The following is a 20,933-nucleotide window of genomic DNA, read 5'->3' as shown; positions in this document are numbered from 1 at the left end:
TTTTAATGAATGGGTGTTTTGTTATGGACAGAAATGCAATTAATAAAAAAATTAAAGTTTTAAAGAATGTTGTTAATGAACATATTGATGATCTTGAAAAAATGTTTATGGAAGACAAACCATTAGAAACTGATGTTGTTTGTGACCAATTGAATGATGTTTTAGAAGCTAAAAATTTAATTGATGATATAGATAATTCATGCAACAATAATGCAAAAAATTCTGTGATCGATGAATTAAAAATAGTTGAAGAAGTTACTTCAGATCAAGAACCAGAAATGGAATTTGTCGAAGAAGATAATTTAGATGAAGAACCAGAAATGGAATTCATTGAAGAAGACATTTCAGATGAAGAAACAGAAATGGAATTCATTGAAGAAGACACTTTAGATGAAGAAACAGAAATGGAATTCATTGAAGAAGACACTTTAGATGAAGAACCAGAAATGGAATTCATTGAAGAAGACACTTCAGATGAAGAAACAGAAATGGAATTCATTGAAGAAGATAATGAATTTGAAACACCTTATATTGAGCAAGATTTCAACAAACCTATTTCAACAGCTCATCCTTCTGTGATCGATGAATTAAAAATAGTTGAAGAAGTTACTTCAGATGAAGAAACAGAAATGGAATTTGTCGAAGAAGTTACTTTAGATGAAGAACCAGAAATGGAATTTGTCGAAGAAAATAATTTAGACGAAGAATCAGAAATGGAATTCATTGAAGAAGACACTTTAGATGAAGAACCAGAAATGGAATTCATTGAAGAAGACACTTCAGATGAAGAAACAGAAATGGAATTTGTCGAAGAAGATAATTTAGATGAAGAACCAGAAATGGAATTCATTGAAGAAGATAATTTAGACGAAGAACCAGAAATGGAATTTGTCGAAGAAGATAATTTAGACGAAGAACCAGAAATGGAATTCATTGAAGAAGATAATGAATTTGAAACACCTTATATTGAGCAAGATTTCAATGAACCTATTTCAACAGCTCATCCTTCTGTGATCGATGAATTAAAAATAGTTGAAGAAGTTACTTCAGACGAAGAACCAGAAATGGAATTTGTCGAAGAAGATAATTTAGACGAAGAACTTCAAGATAATGCTTTTGAAGAATTAATGGCTGAAATTGAAAATGAAGATTTGTCTTACGACGAACAAAATCCACTTGAAGAAATTTTAAATGATATTGAAAATAAAGAGTTGAAAAATGAAAATTTAGATTTACCAGAATCTATAATTAGTGAAAAAGAAAATTGTTCGCAAAATTTAATTTCTAATGAAGAATTAATATTTAATAAAAAAGAAACTAAAATAAATGATGTTGATGAAACAATCGCAAAATTTATAGCATTAGAAAACGGCGAATATAGAGATGTTCAGAAAATAATTAAAAGAATAACTAATTTATCTAAATATTTTAATAATAAATAAAACAAAAAAACAGACAATTATGTGCATTGTCTGTTTTTTGTTTAACTATTTCATTTTTTATTAAAATTTGATAAATTTTCTATTTTTAAATTTTGTTTTAATTTTTCATGCGTTGATAAAGAGGGAGTGTTAACCTTTTTACCCATTTTATTTTTATTATTTTTACTAATGTTTTTTATATAATTATTATCATCCATCTTATTTTTTTGTTCTATTAATTTTAATAATTCGCTTTTAGTCAATTTTTCATTTTGTTTATAAGTTTTTTGTTCTGTGCTTACTTTTTCAATTTTCTTATTTTCTACAGATACCTTACTTTGTTTCGATTTTAAATTCGGTCTTTTTTTCGGATCGATTATGGATAAAGGTGCTAAATAACCGGTATTTTCACCTCTAACAATTGTTTTTGGTTGAATTTCATCGCTCATTAATGGTGGTGAAAAAAACTTCTCTTCGTATAAATTGGACATTTCATTTTTATTCATTGGCTTATTTTTATAATGTTTTAAATTAATTGGTTTTTGTTTTTTAACAATTTTTTCACCTTGGTTTAAAATATTTTTGTATTTTAAACCAACCATATCTACCAACGGTTTCTTTTCTTTTAAGACATTAGAATAATATTTTGCACTAATTGTAGTAAAATTATTAAAGTGTTTCTTTTTGTGGTTAGTGGTAGTTTTGGTATTATTATTTGAACCTGTATCTTTTTTCATTTTTATCCCCCATTAATTAAATTATATTGAATATCACTAATAATGTATAAGTTAATATCCCTAGTAATAATATTCAAAGGATTAGCCCTATTATATAAACAAAAATTGTTTTCTTTGTGCGGCCCTCTTTTTTAGCCCTCTTATTTCCCCTTAGTTCTTCTTGCATCGGATTTGGATTCATCGGCATCATCGGTGGTCCTTGCATCGGATTTGGATTCATCGGCATCATCGGTGGTCCTTGCATCGGATTTGGATTCATCGGTGGTCCTTGCATCGGATTTGGATTCATCGGCATCATCGGTGGTCCTTGCATCGGATTTGGATTCATGGCATCATCGGTGGTCCTTGCATCGGATTTGGATTTGTGGAACGAATTTGATTCGGTTGTTGAACGACAACCGAAACATTCGGCACTTGTTGTTGATTATAATTTTTACGATTATCTTGTCTTCAGTTATCTATTTTTTTATCTTGAGCATTAATAATTTGTTTAAGCAACATATTCATATCATTATTATTTGGCGCTGGTGTTGGATTTGTTTTTATATCTAAACTATTTTCAATAACATTGATTAAATTATTAATTTGTTGATTTAATAATTTACCTTCTTTAATTGAATTATGGATTTGTTTCATTTGTATCTGATTATTATAATCAACATTATCATTCATCGGTGGTCCTTGCATCGGATTTGGATTCATCGGCATCATCGGTGGTCCTTGCATCGGATTTGGATTCATCGGCATCATCGGTGGTCCTTGCATCGGATTTGGATTCATCGGCATCATCGGTGGTCCTTGCATCGGATTTGGATTCATCGGCATCATCGGTGGTCCTTGCATCGGATTTGGATTCATCGGCATTTGATTATTATAAACAACATTATCATTAATTTGTTGCTGTTCAAAATACTGTACGTTATTTCTTTTCATACCGACCCTCAAATTTAAATGCTGAAATTATACAATGAAATATTGTTTGAAATATAAACAATAATATGATAATATTATTGTTTATATAGTTAATATAATTTTACTATAATATGCAAAAAAAAGCAATTACAGTGTGTAATTGCTTTTTTTTGCATATATTTTTTTTAAATTTACATTAAGCTAATTCGTAAATAGCCTTAATGTAAATTTTTAGCATATTTTCCAATTCCTTAATTGAAATACGTTCATTAACATTATGCATTAATTCCATAGAACTTACAGCCCCAAATGCAATACAATTTTTAATGCCACGAGCATAAGTACCACCACCTATTGCTAAAGGTTTAGATTCATAATCTTTTGTAACATCTTGGTAAATTTTTAATAATTTAACTGCCATTTCTGATTTCGGATCAATGTAAACTGGATCTTCTCAATCAGTAACCTCTAATTTTAGGTCTGGTCAATTTAGTTTCAATTCTTTTTCAATAGCATCAGTAATGTCTTTTTCGCTATAAGAAGCGGGCATACGACCATCTAAACAAACACGTGTTTCATTTGCATTGACGTATAATTTTCCAACGTTAATTGAAACTACACCAGAATCATCTTCTCAATCAGTAAAAACTTTTGGCATTGTGTGAGCATTTTCTGCGAAGTGGTGTTGAATGTAATCCATTAATGCTATTTTAGTACCTTTTTTATGTTTATGTACAGCTCTTGCTAAATTAATTGCTGCGTTAACACCTAATTCCGGAGTGCTCCCGTGAGCTGCTTTCCCTTTAGAAATTAGTGATTTTTCATTTTTTGAATATTCTCAATTGTTTGTTTCAAATTCATTGGCAATATTATTGATTATTGTAGAAACACAATTGCAATCTTTTTTAGTTGTTAATGTACAAATATCATTAACAACATTATAAGCACCCTCTCCGGTCACTTCTATACTTTTAATTCCAGGACCTACAATATCAAAATTAACAATACGTTTTTCTGAATAAATTAACGGTCATTCACCATCGGGTGTATATGAAAAGTCAGGTATTTGTTCATTTTCAATGTAACTTTTAATTGATTCTCAAGTAGTCTCTTCTGTTAGACCAAAAATAATTCTAACCTTATATTTTTTAGGTGTTCAACCTTGATCTTTTAAATATTTTAGAGCATACATATTCATGATGGTAGGCCCTTTATCATCTAATGCTCCCCTACCGAAAACTTCATCATTTTCAATAATTGGGTCCCAAGGTGATTTTACTCATTTTGACAAATCTCCAGGAGGGACAACATCTAAATGACAAATAATTCCCATTATTTGCTCCCCTTCTCCAAATTCGGCATAACCATACTTGTTATTTTTCCCATATTTTACCTTAAAACCCATCTTTTCAGCAAGGTTTAATGCATAATCTAATACTTTCTTTACTTCAACTCCAAACGGTGCCTCAGGGGTAATTTTAGACCCTCCTGCCACAGAACGAATTTTCATAATATTTATTAAATCTTTAATCGCTTCTTCACGATATTTATTAAATAGTTCTTGTTTAATTTCCATATTTATTTATTTCCTTATTTGAATATTATTATTAATTATACTAATTTAATAATAATTTAAAATATTCCAAAAATTTTTAAGATAAAAACTATAGTGATAGTTAATAATATTATTGCAAATATAATAAAAACAATAAAAATAATTTTCTTGAATTTACTAGTTTGCATAATGTCATCTTCGGAAAATTGTTCATCAATATTTTTTGCAGTATGCCTCGAAACAATTTCTCCAGTTTCAGAATTATTATTTAGTTTTTCAAGTTGTGTCTTATTTTGAAAATTACTTTTTGTTAAATCAATTTCCTTTTTATTTAAATTACTTTTTTGTTCTTTAGGTTGAACATCACGATCAAGGTTTGACACACTTTTTTGTTCACTTTTTTCTAAATTATTTAAAGCAATATTATCACTTAAAATAATATCTTCATCTTCAATAGGAATATCACCGAATACATCGGTTAATTCAAGACCATCGCCTTCTCAACGATTCAACTTCTTTGTTTTTTCTTTTTTATCTTTATCCTTTTTATTAGTATTGATATAAATATTATTAATATTTCCGCTAGCCTTGGTTCCGCTAGCGGAAATAGGGTGCATCTCTTCATGTCCATGATTTTCCTGAGGTTGTTGAAATAGCTGAGGTTGTTGAAATAGCTGAGGTTGTTGAAATAGCTGAGGTTGTTGAAATAGCTGAGGTTGTTGAAATGGCTGAGATTGTTGAAATGGCTGAGGTTGTTGAAATGGCTGAGATTGTTGAAATGGCTGAGGTTGTTGAAATGGCTGAGGTTGTTGAAATGGCTGAGATTGTTGAAATGGCTGAGATTGTTGAAATGGCTGAGATTGTTGAAATGGCTGAGATTGTTGAAATGGCTGAGATTGTTGAAATGGCTGAGATTGTTGAAATGGCTGAGATTGTTGAAATGGCTGAGGTAGATTATAATCGGTTTTTTTCTCAACAGGTTTTTTTTGAATATTATCAGAAAAATTTTGTTGATTATTATTGCTATTAATTTTTGTTAAAATATTTTCTAACCTTTTCTTACCATCCTTTGTTTCTGCATTAACTCTATCTAATTGTTTTTGCAAATAAGAAAATTCTTCCACCCCTCTTTGATTATTGATATTTGCAGGTTGCTGTGTATATGCAGTTTGATTTTGTTTTTTATTGGAATTAACTCTACTATTTTTACTCATACAAATCTTCCTTTGGTAATTTATTTTATTAAATTATATAATTGTTATGTTTCAAATGCAATTAACTGATAATTTTAAATTAAGCAGTAATGTGTTTGTAAAGTGGAAACTTACGATCGCTATATCTTCTACCAAACAATAATAATATAATAAACGCTAATAAAAAGAAGAAGCCAATTATAATAATGAAGTAACCTAATAAATGAAAGACTACATACACGCCTGTCATAGATAAAACTTGCCAATACAATAAAATACTAAATATAGAAACAATTAACATTGCAAATGCACAAGCTAATAATATGATAGGTATATAAATAAAAAATAGAGTGCCATTAATTCATGCATCTGTATAACCAAATGCTTTTAATGTATTGATAATATTTAAATTGGATTTAATTAGCACTAATACAGTAAGTAAAGTTTGTACTAAGGTCACACCTATCGATAAAATAGCGATAATATCAATAATTGCCCGCAGTCCATTTAATTCACTTTCGATGGAACCATATATAAAATCATTATTTATAATTCCGGAAATATTGACAGTTAAATCACTGTTAGGATCTGTTAAATTATAATTGTTTGTGGGACTGATAATAGAGATGTAATTATTTGTATACTCTAATTCTGTATTTAGTGATAATTTTCAATTATATAAAGGAACAGTAGGTTTGCTATCGATCGGTGTATTGATGTTATTTTGTTCGTTGGAAATATTATCACAAGCAAAACCATAAGGTGTTAATATAAATGAATTATTTAAACTTTCTAATCAATCAAAGACAATATAAATGTCTATAGAATCATTATTTTCTGAATAACTTAAAAAAGAATCTCCTAGCTCAACATTTTCCACTTCCTTGTAACTTTTATTAATGGCGACCGGTACCAATGAAATACTAATGCTGTCATCAATTTTCGGTATTAGTGTGTTTTCGATTTCATCGATTCCAGCAATAATTTTATTAGCATCCTCTATATTATTTGTTTGACGAGCATAATCTTTTAACTTGTCAATGTTATCCTTGTCGCAATAAGGTGCTTTTAAAAAATCATTATAATCATAATTAGTTAATTGTAAATCAATGGTTTTATCAATATTTTCATTTTGATAAGGATTAAAACTGATGTTTGAAAATGTACTAGGGAAAATTAAATTATAATTGTTTTTGTAATTAATAAAAGGATTATGTCCCTTTCAAAAATTATTATTTTGAAGATATACAGGATAAATGTTATCTGTAGATTGGTAAATACCCAATTGATCTAAGTTTGGATCGTAACTTTGATAACCGAATAAAATGCGCCCCCCATTCAATTGTAGTTGTGTTATCAATTCCTTAGGCAAACCATTTAATTTTTCTATAAATTGATCAGGGATATCTTCTGCCATAATATATTTTCCAGCGGCTTGTGTGGGATCTTTTAATTTATTAGCATCATCATCGTTATATTCGACAGGTTCGAATTGATAATTTGTTTTAACTTTCGGATTATTATTTATTAATTGCTGATTATTGTACTGATAGGCATAGTTACCATTAATTGCTTTTTGTGCTGTGGTGTTTGTTTCTAAAATCAAGGAATTAATATTTATCACTAAAAATACAACAACAATAGTTAGTGTGGTGAAAAATAATACACTTAAAATTTTAGTTTTAGAATCCCATATTAATTTAGAGGCAAACTTTATCCGATAACTTACTTTTATTTTGTATATTCAAGTATACATTCCTTTTAAAGCGAAACGATTATTATAAATTTTAATTTTTTTATTATCTTTAACATCTTTAATCAAGAATAGCGCTGGACGTTTAATGAATAAAATCAGTGATAAATATATCATTGGCAATACAATCAATAAAGGTGAAAAAAAAGCAATTAACGTCATAGTTCAATTAACGTTAAAACTTCAACTATTAATATCCATCTGAGTGTTATAAGTAGATGTGATGACTAATCCAAACAAAAAACTAAACAAAACGGATGCCAATCCAATCGCTAATAAAATCGCTACAAAAGCAGAAGCGATAGAATTCACAATTCTTATTGTCTTAAAACCATTTGCCTTTAAAATTCCAATAGCTTTAACATGATTTTTAATTATGTATGCAACAATATTGATAATCATCGCAATTGTTAAAACTTGCAAGAAAATTGAAGCAATTAAAATGATAGAAAATAATGAATGATTTCTTTCTTCTTGAAAAGCGTTTAATCCATAAACTCCTATTGTATTTTTATTTGTACTATTAGGATATTCAATTTTAAAATAATGATTATTTAAATCTGAATTATCAATACGTACGAAAGCGTTTAATAATTTTCCATTGTAAAAATTTTGATCGTTTTGATTGATAGTTAAATCATCATCACTAATATTAAAATAATAATTATTATCATATGTATAATTAGGATTACCTTTGATTGTATTATTAATTTGATCAAAGGTACTTTCTGTTTGCCCGGCGCTGACATCAATATCATCACTCACTCAAATACCTTCTTTATTTTTTAAATCATTACCATATAATGAATTAAAAACTGAAGAAGTAGCAGTACCCTTAATTGTTAATTTTTGATCACCCATTTCAATTTGATCACCAACATTCAGATTATTATTATTCATATAATCTTTTGAAATAAAACATTCATCGTCTTGCAAAGTAATGTCTTTAAATTTATTATCTGGTAATGCTGCAGAAAAGGAACTGTCTAAAGTACTTTGTGGACTGATTATAATTGAAGTTTGATTTAAAATATCATAATAGGTTGCGACTGTTGTTGTACGTGATTTACTTGCATCTTTCGCTACACCAACAATACAATCTCACACAATAGTTTTTGAAATATTAGCTGCACTATCAAAATCTTTTTTTGTATAAGTTGTTGCACTCTGGTCTTTTGAATAATTGCTGATACTAAATAATAAATCTAAATCTTGATTGATTTGATCTTTATCTTGACTACTTGCGCCATTATAATCATTTCATATTTGGTCATTAGAAATGGGCAATAAATTAATCCACTTACCCTTTAATGGAAAAAAATCTATGTATAAATCATCATCTTGATCATTAATTGGTGGTTCAAAATTATAGATTTGTCCCATTTTTGAATCACCAGTATTACCACCAATCCCTAAATCATTATGTTCGGGATCTGATAACTGAAATCCATAACTTCCATCACCATTAGAAATAATGCGAATTTTAGCAGTGTCCATATATGATAATAAATCATTATTAAAATTATTATAATCTGTATTCGGAAAAACATTAACATTAAAATCAGCATACTGAGGTTCTACAATCATGGAATTTAAAAAACCACTACTTTGCATTTCATCAATTTTCGCCTGACCATAAGAAGATGAAATAAAAAAACTAGTAGTTAAGCAAACTAATGTCACAATCGCAACAAATAAACCTATTAATTGCATAAAATTTTTAGATAAAAATTTTAAAAAATTCTTTACAATATACTTCATTTTTTACTCTACATCTAATTATAAATGTTTATAAATTGGACCTATCAAACGTTTTTTTGTCACAATATCATTATCATTATACATTATTTTTTTAGTGGTTATACTTATAACTTCATTTTTAGGAATAGTTGTATCTAAAAAATAATAATTATGTTCATCGATAATAACAATAGAACTTTCACTGCACAAAAATACCACTATAAAATACCCTAAATATGAAATAAATTCTGCTATCCAAATTCCAAAATATGTGTAAGCTAATTCAGAACCATCGCCTTCTTTTCATTCGGCAATTAGAATAAAAAGAATTATGGTTGTTATGGTTAATCCAAAATTAATTATAATTAAATACAAATGAATAAATCATATTAAAAATTTATTTTTGTAAACATTGTTACCATTTGATTTAAATTCGTTAATTCGTTTATACCTAGCAAGATAAACTACATAAAAAATAATACTAGCAAAAAATAATACTAAAATAGAAATTAATGATCCATTCATACTAACCTTTCACCTTTAAAAGTAAGTGAATAATTTTACTGATTTTTAAATCTTGACTAATACCTTTATAAATATTATTTTCAGTAAAAATAACAAAACCAATATGATATTCCCCATTAATATGAAAGATGCTTGGATTGATCATATTAATACTATCTATTTGAATGCTGGTGTTAAATTTCGCGCCACTGATAATTATTCTTTTGTTAGTAATATAAATTATACCTTCGTAAACATCATTTTTAGAAAAATTATGTGATTTTAAATTTAAATAACCATTTAAATTATAAATAGAAAAATTTACAATTTTATTTTGAGACTTATTAATTTGATTCTTTTTATTTTCTTTTTCATTCGCCTTGTAAATACTACAAGATTTGCTTTGATAATAAAGAATTTCTTGTGGTTTTAAATTCCATTCAGTCTTTATCGAGATTAATTCTTTATAAGAATTATTAATTTCTTTTATTTTGGCAGTTAACTCCTGCTCTTTTGTATTGTATTTTTTAATTACAAATTGTTGGAAAATACCTAAAATAAAAATAATGAAAATCACTATTGAAATATTGGCAATTAAAATGATTAAAAATATTGGCAATTTTTAATACCACCTTTAACTTATTTTTAAAGTTTTATTAAAAATGTTAATGCTTTTATGTAAATTATTATAAAAAGTTTGAATAGATAATTCTTGTTGAGAACCTGAAGGGTGCTCGAAACGATAATAATAATGTAAATTCATAATTTTGATTTCACTATCTTTTAACTTTTCAAATCATTGTTTTTGAATTAGCATTTGATCAGATAAACTAATTACAATTCCAGAAATCCATGATTCAATTTGTTTATTATTTTTAAATTTTGAAATTCATTCTTTAAAGTATAAATCTAAATTTTTATATTCTTTTCGATAAGTAAAAGTCACCAATAATTTATCTTCTTTATCACGTTGAGTTTTACTAGTGTGAATGTACAGAGGTTTCTTTTTTAAAAATGGATTATTAATAGAATTGATTGGTCGAAAAGTTATTGGTGTTACAGGCGGTAAGATTACATCATTTAATAAAAAATTATTGGTGTTGGGTAAAAAAAATAGTTTAGTAACAAAATTATTATTTTCATTATCAACATTATCTGCCATTAATTGCAAATCATCATATAGAGCGATTAAAACATTATTGTGCATTCTTCATTTAATAATTAAAAATACTTGTTCAGCGACTTGTAAGTTTTTATAAAAATTTACAACTTGATGTTGATAACATTTATTCACAATTTCATATTTATAAATTTTGCTAATTAACGCTATTAAATTTTTATTTAATTTACCTTTTGAATTATTGAATATTTTTTTATGTTCTTTACAAACAGCATAAAATTTATAATTATCATTAACATTTTCTTTATTCAAAAAAGGTGTATCAATATTTTTAATAATGTGTTTTTTATCTAAAACATTTATTAAATAAGCTTCATTAGTATCTTCTTTTAAATTTTTATTCTTTATTTCCATCAATTCATCTGCACTGTATAGATTCATCGCAGTTTTTTTATTTTGACAATTATTTATAAAGCATGGTGACTCTTTAATTGCTTTAATGCTTAACTTATTATATTTATTAATTTGATTAATATATTTGCTTTTCAACTTAGGATTATTTATTGTTTGAAAAAAACTGATGTAATTTTCTTCTGTTGAATTATCATCCATTTTCTTTTTGCAACATTTTTCTCATGTTAATTTAGAGTTACAGAGACATTTTTCATTATCATTTATAGTAAAAATTTCCTTATAAAATTTATTTATGTAATCTAATTGATCATCATCTAAGTAATAACTTTCTAGCAAAGATTCTAATAAGTCTTGTTCAGCTAAATTAAATTTATTGTTATTTAAATCCATTTTTTATTCCTTATCAAAAAAAACAAAAAACAGTAACAAACTGTTTTTTGTTTTTAAATTTAAATTTTTTATATTGATTATTAATAACCTAAAGTAACCAATCTTTTTAAGATTTTTTGAACCATAGCATGTTTTCCATCCAAAATTTCTTTAAATTGAATAATTGTTTCTTCTGGTGTTATGTTTTCATAATCAGCATCATTATAAAAATTAGAAGCAACATTTTGAGGATCGATGGATGTTAAATTATTAGCTCTTTCAATATTTTGCAATTGAATAGAATTAGAGTTTTGAATATCAAAATTACTTAACGCAACAGCATTGCTAGTTTTTTCCATTATTGGTTGTTGAAATTCTGTGTTCATTATTGGTTGTTCTGCAATTTCTTTTTCCATTATTGGTTGTTCTGCAATTTCTTTTTCCATTATTGGTTGTTGAAATTCTGTGTTTATTATTTGATTTTGTCCATATTGGTCCATTTGTGGATTTTGTCCATATTGGTCCATTTGTGGATTTTGTCCATATTGGTCCATTTGTGGATTTTGTCCATATTGGTCCATTTGTGGATTTTGTCCATATTGGTCCATTTGTGGATTTTGTCCATATTGGTCCATTTGTGGATTTTGTCCATATTGGTCCATTTGTGGATTTTGTCCATATTGGTCCATTTGTGGATTTTGTCCATATTGGTCCATTTGTGGATTTTGTCCATATTGGTCCATTTGTGGATTTTGTCCATATTGGTCCATTTGTGGATTTTGTCCATATTGGTCCATTTGTGGATTTTGTCCATATTGGTCCATTTGTGGATTTTGTCCATATTGGTCCATTTGAATGTCTGGTAAAGTAGAATTATTTTTATTTTTCATTTTCATTTTCATTCTTAATGACATAAATTAAACTCCTAATTCAATTATGATAGTTAAAAATATTTTACATTATTTTTACAAAAAATCAAGTTATTCCAGTAAATAAAAATCTTACTTTTTGACAGTTTTACCATTATTTTGATGATCAATTTTTTTCTTCGTTTCATCAATTTCTTTTTTAACAACTTTGGATAAAGCAGATTTAATCATTTTTTTCGCTTGTTCTACAGTGATGTATTTTTGTTCTTCGTCTTTAAGAATAGCAGTTTCTTCTTTTATCGCACTCTTTTTTGTTATTTTAGAAATATCTTCGGTTTTATTAATTTTATCTAATAATTCTTTGTGAGTTTTTTTATAAGCATCTGCCGCTTTTTTTGCCAGTCCCTGCAGTTCCCCGTCAAGTTTTTTTTCAGTGTTTTTAACTTCCTGACCACCCATCACCCTAGCTCTTAGCAGATCCATTTTACTTTGAATTTCTGAAGCAGGTATTGCGATTGTTTCATCTTCTGAAATTTTAGATTGAATACCAGAAACTTTATTTTTTATTATATCAGAACGGGTGCGAGCATTATCTAATATTCCATTAATCCCACCATCAGGAATGTGCACATTATTGTCAGGTACTTCAGGATTTAATATTCGTTGCATTCTGCTTTTAATATTGTTTTCATTTCTTTGGCTAATTTCTTGAATTTTATTATAGTCACATTCATGAATTTTCTGATGTTTTACACAAAAAACTGGTATCCCCATCGCATTATTTCAACCTTTCTCATTAAATGATTATTTATTAATAACAGTTAAATTAATATTTTTAATTTTTTTACCTAATGAATCTTTAAAAAAATGAGTTAAATTTTGGTGAACTAAATTTGAAAGTTCAGTATATTTTTTTTCTTGTAATAGTTCAACAGTCAAGGATAAATGAAGGTCATTGTTTGCAGTGTTTATCCAAATATCTTTAATTATAAATTCTTCCATATAATTTTTTAGTGAATATGAAGTCATTTTTTTGATAACCTTTTCACTGATTATTAAATCACCTCGATGATTAAAATTTGAAATTAATAATTCCATAAATATGCTCCTTTTCATAAAATTAATATCATTTTATCATATTGAAAAATCAATATGATAAATTATCCTCGTTTTGAATATTTTCCATCAGATGTAGAAACTAAGATATTCTCACCATTGGTTATAAATAAAGGGACCATCACTTCTAGACCAGTTTCTAAAATCGCTTTTTTTAAAGCTGTAGATGTAGTATCTCCTTTTATGGCTTCTTCACATTCTGTAATTTTTAAAGATATTTTTTCAGGTAAAACAATATTCAATAATTCTCCATCAAATATTTGAATAGTTACATTTAATCCTTCTTTCAAAAACTTCTGTTCTCATTTAATTTTGTTTGTTGACAAAGACATCTGTTCATAAGTTTCATTATCCATGAAAAAAACTTCGTCTTTTTCACTATATAAATATTGCATTTCCTTCTTATCGATAATCGCTTTTTTAACTTTTTGACCACCAGTAAAAGTAAAGGTAATTATCGCATTATTGCGTAAGTTTTTAATTTTTGTTTTAACATGTGATTGAGCGCGCCCAGTTTTTGAATGTTGTGCATCGATTACTATATAAATGTTATTATCAAATTCAATTGTTAAGCCTGGTTTTAAATCATTAACGTTTATCATTTTTCATTCCTTTTCCTTTTGGTTTAAATTCCATTAATTTTAAGTTTAAATGCGGATTATCTATTTCCATTAGTTTATCAAAATTGGTTAATCACGCATTATTTTTATGAGTTCAATAATATTCACTCATAAAATATTTTGCTCTTAAGTTATTATATAAAATTCCTATAGAACATAGTAGTATCAAAGAACAAGAAATTCAGAAAAAGATATTTTGAGGTATGTCATTATTAGATATATGTCACTCATTGACAACATTATTTCCAAAATGATTAATTAAAATTAAGCGTTGACCATATTGATTTAAACCAACAATTAATGCGTTTAGACCAGAAAATATACCGGTTATGGGTTTTAGGACAATTCTGGCATTATAAGACAAAATTAAACTAAGTAATAAACAAAATACACTAGAAGCACTAATTCCAAAAACGAAGCTTAAACACATTATAATAATTGAATCATTAATTCATGGTATGACTGCAAAATATAATATAATTATCCCAAAAAATGTAGTAATGCTATTTTTAACACTAACGCTATTAATAATTAATCTGCAACCGACAAATGCACCAATCATTTCCCCAGCAATAAATAAATACTGGCGAAAAGAATCAAAATTAACATTATTTTGATAATCTAATTGACCGACAAATAACCGATAAAAATCTCCTGTACCTAGAGAAATTACACTAGTAATAATAAATAATAAAAATAAAACACTAAAAACCTTAATTCATTTAAATTTCATTAAACTATCACGCACTTTAATGTCAAAAGCACCAAGTGTTTTCTGATTTTCTTTTAAGAAAATATTCATTAAAAAACTAATTGCAATAATTCCGATAGCTATTCCCATTAATAAATTACCATTACCATTTAAACCAATGATATTTTGTAAATTAATTGCAATTAGATTCCCTAAAAAGAAAGCTGGCATTAAAAATCCAACTGCATAAAAAGGACGAGAATCATTTAAAAAATTCTCGTTAAATGAAACATACCATAAAGAATTAGTACTTAATGCCATCCCGCAAAATATAGTTGAAATTATTACAGTAGGTAACGAAGGGACAACTAATGTTAAAACAGCACTAACAAAGAAGAAACTGTAGGCTATATAAAAAATATTTTTTCTACTTCTAATCATCGCAGATATCATTGAAACTGGAATAAAAAAAATCGCTGAATAAATGCTAGTGGTACCAAATACAAATAATCACGAATTGTTTGCAATATTTATATCAAGACTATTGATAATAAAATCATAGTTAAAATCAGAGATAATAAAAAATCCTAAAAAAAAAGTAAAAATTTGAATCAAATATATTCATTCTTTCGGATTTTTAAAACCAAATTTTTTTAAAACCAAAACATAACCAATTATACAAAACGAAAGAATACCTAAAATTATATAGTCTATTAACATAAGGATAGCTTTCTACTTTTTGTTTTTCATATTTTTAATAACATCATTAACAGTATTTTTTACAATTTTATTTAGTTGACTTACCGTCATTGTGACAGTATTTTCATTTAGTTTCGTCTTTATTGTTTGATCTACATTATTTTCATTGTTATGATTTTGTTTTAAATCATTGTTTTTATAGGGGTTATTGTAAAAATTTGGCACTCCAGCAGGATTTATTGATTGATGATTTAATTGTATTTTTTTGTCTTTAATATTTTGCATATTTTCTTTTGATCCATGTGATTCTGAATAATGCTCAATAGTCATGTCTATTTCCGGTGGCCCTTGCATAGGATTAGGTCTTTTAATTTGATGATAACTTTTATTAATTATTTCTGGTCTTCTTTTATTATTAGGATTTAGTAAAGAAGAAGGACTAAGATTACTTCGAGTAGTTTCTCAATAAGAGTTATCCTTGTTGTCTCGATTTGCCAGTTGGATTCTTTTGTACATACGATCCATTCTTTGGTCAAAATTTCTTTTTTTAATATCATCTAAAACTTTTTGAAAATCTTGTTGTTCATATTGTTCTTTGGATAATTCACGACGTTTGTTAAGTCTTCTTATTAATTCTTCGTTATCGTTAGGTAATTCCTTTTGCAAAGCATTGACCTTCATTCTAGCATTTCTCAGTTTTTCATTCAGGGACAAACCGTTATTATTATTATTATCTGGAATAAATTTTTGAGTAACCCCTTCTGGTTGTTTTAATGGCTTTGTAAAATTATGAGTTTTATTTAGATTACTATAAAAGTTAATAGTGTCATTTTCTTTCTTTACAATTTTAGAAATAGATTCTATATTTTCATTATAATCTTGCATACCAGAAAAATTAGCAGGTTTTCCCCCATCTTGGGTTTTGTTGTTACCATTATTTTTTTTATGCGAAAAATTAAAAATACCCACAAGAAAAACTCCAGTCATTACTTCTATTATAATTATAACATATTTATTAAAAACCTTTTAAAGCTAAGATTTAAAATCACTGGGGAATGTTATTTTGATGTTTTTCGGATTTCCTTCGATAATTTTTATATAGCAATTATCACTATAGTTTTCTAAAATTTGACTATCATCGTTAACATTATGTAGGTCATTATCACTTCATCGATAATATGCTTCTTCAATTTTATTAAAATGAAAAGCTTGGGGAGTTTGAATTAACATTAAATCATCACGGTTTAATGTTTGACTAACTAAATTAGAAGTAGTTATTTTCTTTACTGTATCACTTGGTTTAATTCCAGGAATTACCCCTTCATAAGATTTTAGTGGTTCTAAAATCTTATGAATAAACTCTAAATTAATAAAGGGACGAGCTCCATCATGTATTAATAAATAATTTCCTGTTTTAACTTTTTTTATGCAGCTTAAAACAGTGTGAGCTCTTGTTTGTCCGCCTTCGACCAATAAAACTGGTTTTGTTAAATTTTTAATTTTATTTTCTAAAAATTCAGAAATAGTTTTAGAAACACCAATTATTATTTTTTGACAATTCGGATCTTGTAAAAAAACACTAATACTTTTTTCAATTACAGTTTGTTCGCCAATTTTTAAAAGTAATTTATTTTGAAAACCAAAACGTTTACCCTGACCAGCGGCAACAATTATCACAGAATAATTCATTTTCGATTAACCTTAAACGATGATTGGTTTATCCAAAGTTTTTGGAGCTTTAGATAAAACTTCATAACCTTCAAAAGTTACTAAAATGTCATCTTCAATGCGCACTCCCCCTAAGTCTGGGATGTAAATTCCAGGTTCTACTGTAATAACCATCCCAGGTTTTAATGGAACATCACAAAATGGTGAAACTCTTGGAAATTCATGGACTTCAACTCCTAGTCCGTGTCCTGTTGAATGGATAAAATACTCTCCATATCCTGCCTTTGTAATGTACTCTCGGCAAATATCATCAATTTGTTTGGTAGTTACCCCTGGTTTAACAGCTTCAATCCCTAGTTTTTGTGCCTGAGCAACCACTGCATATATTTCGTTCATCTTTGAGTTATCTTGTTCTATGCAAATAGTTCTTGTCGTATCTGAACAATATCCTTCGAAAATACAACCAAAATCAATTGTTACATAATCACCTTTTTCAATAATTTTATTAGTTGCTCTCCCATGTGGCAAGGCCCCGCGTTTACCTGAAACCACAATAGAATTAAAACTAACTCCATCGGCACCATTTAATATAAATGAGGAAGCAATAATTGCTTCAATTTCTTTTTCACGCATTCCGCTTTTAATTTTTTTCAAGACTGACGCAAAAGCTTTATCAGCAATTTCACAAGCACCATTAATTTTTTGGATCTCTTCACCATCTTTAATAGTTCTGATTTGATTTACATTCATTGGTTTTAAAACAAAATTTTTTAATTGAGTTTTTAATTTAAAATATTCATCAAAATTTGTGTATTCACTCTCGAACCCCAAAGTTTTAATATTATTATTTTTTAAATCATTAGACAATAATTCAATAAAAGCATTTTGCGAATTTGTTGGCATTAATTTAATTTCATCAACATTTGCAGCCTGTTCTTTTCCAGCTGTTATATATCGGCCGTCTAAATATAAAATAATCGCTTTATCACTAAATAATAAATATCCTTCAGTAGTGCTAAAATTGGTAAACCATTGACGATTAATTGATGAATGAAATAAAATTCCATCAACTCCATCTTCAACCATTTTATTTTTTAATATTTGTTTACGATCAATTTTATATTGCTCTCAATTTTTCATCATTATATTACTCCTTAAATTATTTATCTTATTATTTTGTAATATTTAGGTAGTACAATTTGTGAAATATCATTTAAACTACAATTTGTAAAGCCTGTTGCAGTCGAAGTATTTCTAATCTTTTCTAAACTAAAATTAATTAGAGTGTCATTTTTATCCAATAAACTTAATATAGTATTTTTATTGGTCAAGAATGCGCTCTTTATTTGAACTTTTGTTCGTTGCATCTTTTTAAAACTTAAAACCCCTTTGGTAAGTTTGCGGTTATAATCAATTTCATCTAAATTAATTTTTTTAACACCATTATTATCATTAAAGAAAGTTAAACTATATTTATTATGTGAATTATAAATATAAGCCCCTACAACAATGTCATCTGTTAATTTTATTGTTTTGACTCCTAATGATTTAGGACCTGTATTGGCGAAGTCTATTGTAGAATGTTTGAAAATAAATCCGCTTTGCGTGATAATTACCAAAGTATCTTCATCACTTATCAACTGGGCACCCACCAAATAATCACCTTCTCGCAGTTTCATTATTTTTAAGGCTTTAGAAATTCTTGTTGCCTCTAACTCTTTGATTACAGTTTGCTTGTAAAATCCTTCTGAAGAAATAGTTACCACTTTATAATTATCTTTATTATCAAAGTCATTAATCACGATACACTGAATTATTTTTTCAGCACTTGGCAATTGAGCAATCTTATTAATGTGCTCTCCGATATCTTTTGCTTTATGACGTGAAATTTGATGAATTGGAATAATTACATAATTACCTTGATCGGTAATTAATAATAATTTATTTAAGTTTGAAGTTATAAAGTTAGCGATAAAAATATCTTGAGGTTTATGAGCAAAATTGTCCGGACTAACTTTTAATGCAACTGATTTTTCCAAGCATTTTAGATAACCATCGCGAGATACTCAAATTCCTACTTTTTCTTCAATAATTGTTTCGGTGGATTCAATTTCAATTTCTTCCATTTTATTTTCAATTTGTGACAAACGTTTTGAATCTGCATATTTATTTTTGATTTCTTCTAATTGTTCGATGATGACATTGTTTAATTCATTTGGGTAATTTAAAATTGTTTTTAAACGATTAATTTTATTGATTAGTTCCCCTTTTTCTTGTTCAATTTTAACAATGTCAGTCGATGTTAAACGATATAATCTCAACTGAACAATCGCGGTTGCTTGAACTGTCGAAAATTTATATTTTAAAATTAAATTGTCAATAGCTTCTTGACGATTGTTTGAGGAACGAATAGTTTTGATAATCTTATCTAAAATGGAAACTGCTTTAATTAAACCATCAATAATTTCTAAACGCTTATTAAATTTATTTAGCAAAAATTTTGAACGTCGAGTAACAATTTCAATCTGATGTTTTATAAAAGCTGAAAACAAATCTTTTAAATTACTTAATTTTGGTTGTTGGTTAATAATTGTAACAATATTTATATTATATGAAACTTGAAGATTTGTATTTTTCAGCAAATACTTACGAACTAATTCATGATTTGCATCCTTTTCTAATTCAACAACAATACGCAACCCATTACGATCAGTTTCATCACGAACTTCTTTTATCAGCAAAGATTGCTCGTTATAACGAGCATCGTCAATCTTTTTTACTAAATCTTTTTTAATAACATCATAAGGAATTTCATCAATTATCATATTATTTTTTTCGAAATAAAAATTAGAACGAATAATAATTTTACCCTTCCCTTTGGTGTAAGCTTCTTTAATTCCTTTTACACCTTGAATAGTCCCTTTTGTGGGAAAATCAGGACCCTTTACAAAATTTAACAAATCTTTAATTTTACATTCCGGATTCATTATTTGATAAATTAAACCATCAATAATTTCTAAAATATTGTGCGGCGGAATATTAGTCGCATATCCAGCAGCAATACCGGTTGCACCATTTAGTAATAAATTGGGGACGCGACCAGGTAAAATCGCTGGTTCAATTTCTGAATCATCAAAATTAGCTATAAAATCTACTGTCTCTTTATCAAGATCCATTAATAAAAAACTAGACATTTCTGTCAGTCTTGCCTCTGTATAACGCATCGCAGCAGCAGGGTCACCATCAATTGAACCATTATTCCCGTGCATATCTATTAATGGGTAACGCAATTTTCATTTTTGACTCATACGAACCAAAGCATCATTTACAGAAGTATCACCATGTGGGTGATACTTCCCGATTACTTCACCAACAATACGCGCTGTTTTCTTATAAGCGGTATTGTGAAATAAACGCAATTCATTCATGGCATATAAAATTCTTCTTTGAACAGGTTTCAAACCATCACGAGCATCAGGTAAGGCACGTTCTTGTATAATGTATTTCGCATATCTCCCGAATCGCTCAGACATTAAAAAATCCAAACTATAT

18 protein-coding genes are annotated in these 20,933 nt (G+C 27.4%); 1 reads left to right on the top strand and 17 read right to left on the bottom strand.

Features of this window, described 5'->3' with window-relative positions; genetic code table 4:
• Positions 1-23: 23 nt before the first annotated feature.
• Positions 24-1,442, top strand: coding sequence for a hypothetical protein (locus AAHM77_RS01355; RefSeq protein WP_342252344.1), 1,419 nt, complete (start codon positions 24-26; stop codon positions 1,440-1,442).
• Between the two features lie 41 nt (positions 1,443-1,483).
• Here AAHM77_RS01355 and AAHM77_RS01350 read toward each other — a convergent pair whose 3' ends face one another.
• From AAHM77_RS01350 to parC, 17 genes are all read right to left on the bottom strand, one after another.
• Positions 1,484-2,158: a hypothetical protein gene (locus AAHM77_RS01350; protein ID WP_342252343.1), complete on the bottom strand. Its 675-nt coding sequence runs from the start codon at positions 2,156-2,158 to the stop codon at positions 1,484-1,486.
• 150 nt (positions 2,159-2,308) lie between these two features.
• Positions 2,309-3,091, bottom strand: coding sequence for a hypothetical protein (locus AAHM77_RS01345; protein ID WP_342252342.1), 783 nt, complete (start codon positions 3,089-3,091; stop codon positions 2,309-2,311).
• A 175-nt stretch (positions 3,092-3,266) separates the two neighbouring features.
• Positions 3,267-4,646: a Sapep family Mn(2+)-dependent dipeptidase gene (locus AAHM77_RS01340; protein WP_342252341.1), complete on the bottom strand. Its 1,380-nt coding sequence runs from the start codon at positions 4,644-4,646 to the stop codon at positions 3,267-3,269.
• 56 nt (positions 4,647-4,702) lie between these two features.
• Positions 4,703-5,839, bottom strand: a complete 1,137-nt coding sequence (locus tag AAHM77_RS01335; RefSeq protein WP_342252340.1) for a hypothetical protein — start codon at positions 5,837-5,839, stop codon at positions 4,703-4,705.
• Between the two features lie 79 nt (positions 5,840-5,918).
• A complete protein-coding gene (locus AAHM77_RS01330) occupies positions 5,919-9,332 on the bottom strand; it encodes an ABC transporter permease (protein ID WP_342252339.1) in 3,414 nt (1,137 codons plus the stop codon).
• Between the two features lie 18 nt (positions 9,333-9,350).
• Entirely contained in the window at positions 9,351-9,836 is a 486-nt protein-coding gene (locus AAHM77_RS01325; RefSeq protein ID WP_342252338.1) for a hypothetical protein, read from the bottom strand.
• Position 9,837: 1 nt separating this feature from the next.
• Complete coding sequence (locus AAHM77_RS01320) at positions 9,838-10,434, bottom strand: hypothetical protein (protein WP_342252337.1); 597 nt, start codon at positions 10,432-10,434, stop codon at positions 9,838-9,840.
• Between the two features lie 15 nt (positions 10,435-10,449).
• Positions 10,450-11,739, bottom strand: a complete 1,290-nt coding sequence (locus tag AAHM77_RS01315) for a hypothetical protein (RefSeq protein WP_342252336.1) — start codon at positions 11,737-11,739, stop codon at positions 10,450-10,452.
• Between the two features lie 80 nt (positions 11,740-11,819).
• A complete protein-coding gene (locus AAHM77_RS01310; protein WP_342252335.1) occupies positions 11,820-12,632 on the bottom strand; it encodes a hypothetical protein in 813 nt (270 codons plus the stop codon).
• Between the two features lie 87 nt (positions 12,633-12,719).
• A complete protein-coding gene (locus tag AAHM77_RS01305) occupies positions 12,720-13,361 on the bottom strand; it encodes a hypothetical protein (protein WP_342252334.1) in 642 nt (213 codons plus the stop codon).
• Positions 13,362-13,391: 30 nt separating this feature from the next.
• The gene (locus AAHM77_RS01300) at positions 13,392-13,685 is read right to left on the bottom strand and encodes a hypothetical protein (protein WP_342252333.1); all 294 of its coding nucleotides are present in this window, start codon (positions 13,683-13,685) and stop codon (positions 13,392-13,394) included.
• A gap of 62 nt (positions 13,686-13,747) precedes the next feature.
• Positions 13,748-14,305 carry an elongation factor P gene (gene efp, locus AAHM77_RS01295; RefSeq protein WP_342252332.1) on the bottom strand — a complete coding sequence of 186 codons (558 nt, stop codon included), beginning with the start codon at positions 14,303-14,305 and terminating at the stop codon, positions 13,748-13,750.
• The gene (locus AAHM77_RS01290) at positions 14,292-15,734 is read right to left on the bottom strand and encodes a hypothetical protein (protein WP_342252331.1); all 1,443 of its coding nucleotides are present in this window, start codon (positions 15,732-15,734) and stop codon (positions 14,292-14,294) included. Before AAHM77_RS01290 ends, efp begins: the two co-directional genes overlap by 14 nt.
• 12 nt (positions 15,735-15,746) lie before the next feature.
• The gene (locus AAHM77_RS01285; protein WP_342252330.1) at positions 15,747-16,682 is read right to left on the bottom strand and encodes a hypothetical protein; all 936 of its coding nucleotides are present in this window, start codon (positions 16,680-16,682) and stop codon (positions 15,747-15,749) included.
• Between the two features lie 63 nt (positions 16,683-16,745).
• Positions 16,746-17,402 carry an IspD/TarI family cytidylyltransferase gene (locus AAHM77_RS01280; RefSeq protein ID WP_342252329.1) on the bottom strand — a complete coding sequence of 219 codons (657 nt, stop codon included), beginning with the start codon at positions 17,400-17,402 and terminating at the stop codon, positions 16,746-16,748.
• 12 nt (positions 17,403-17,414) lie between these two features.
• Entirely contained in the window at positions 17,415-18,524 is a 1,110-nt protein-coding gene (locus AAHM77_RS01275; RefSeq protein WP_342252328.1) for a M24 family metallopeptidase, read from the bottom strand.
• Between the two features lie 20 nt (positions 18,525-18,544).
• On the bottom strand, positions 18,545-20,914 hold the full coding sequence (gene parC / locus AAHM77_RS01270) for a DNA topoisomerase IV subunit A (protein WP_425288819.1): 2,370 nt from the start codon (positions 20,912-20,914) through the stop codon (positions 18,545-18,547).
• Positions 20,915-20,933 lie beyond the last annotated feature (19 nt).

It is taken from the genome of Spiroplasma endosymbiont of Amphibalanus improvisus (assembly GCF_964030645.1).
GTDB lineage: Bacteria > Bacillota_I > Bacilli_A > Mycoplasmatales > Mycoplasmataceae > CAXIPX01.
This window is presented reverse-complemented; position numbering and strand designations above follow the sequence as displayed.